The organism is Clostridioides sp. ZZV14-6154 (assembly GCF_020657785.1).
In the GTDB taxonomy this organism is placed as follows: domain Bacteria; phylum Bacillota; class Clostridia; order Peptostreptococcales; family Peptostreptococcaceae; genus Clostridioides.
This window is the reverse complement of the sequence record NZ_JAGWCY010000114.1, coordinates 1-206: the sequence shown is the minus strand read 5'-3', so window position 1 is coordinate 206 and position 206 is coordinate 1. Positions and strand designations below refer to the sequence as shown.

Annotated in this window: 1 protein-coding gene; it reads left to right on the top strand. The window is 33.5% G+C overall.

Annotated features, from left to right (window positions below; all coding sequences use genetic code 11):
• Window positions 1-206 (top strand): hypothetical protein (locus KGF45_RS19980; RefSeq protein ID WP_227843096.1); only part of this gene is annotated, 206 nt, incomplete at both ends.

Sequence of the window (206 nt, the reverse complement as noted above, 5' to 3'; positions counted from 1 at the left end):
AAATCAATAGAGGTAACAGTACCTGCTAAGACAGCTGTAGATACAGACCAAGAAGCAGTAGATAATGAGGCATCAAAAATAACAAGTGTAACTGAACCGACAAAAGATGCAACAACACTAACTATGCCAACAGTATCAAGTGGATATACTATATCAATAAAATCATCAACTAATGAAAATGTTATAAAGAAAGATGGTACAATAGG